The sequence below is a fragment of the Pseudoalteromonas sp. AWH4_217 genome (genome assembly GCF_056161105.1).
Window position 1 is genome coordinate 1 of sequence record NZ_JBSWYM010000098.1, and the last position, 243, is coordinate 243.

1 rRNA gene is annotated in these 243 nt (G+C 49.0%); it reads right to left on the reverse strand.

Annotated elements, in window-relative coordinates:
* Positions 1-243 (reverse strand): 23S ribosomal RNA (locus tag ACXAH1_RS24810); the annotation flags it as partial.

Genomic DNA, 243 nt, shown 5'->3' on the forward strand with positions numbered 1-243 from the left:
GGCTAGATCACCGGGTTTCGGGTCTATACCCTGCAACTTAAGCGCCCAGTTAAGACTCGCTTTCGCTACGGCTCCCCTAAATGGTTAACCTCGCTACAGAATATAAGTCGCTGACCCATTATACAAAAGGTACGCAGTCACATAACAAGTATGCTCCTACTGCTTGTACGTACACGGTTTCAGGTTCTATTTCACTCCCCTCACAGGGGTTCTTTTCGCCTTTCCCTCACGGTACTGGTTCAC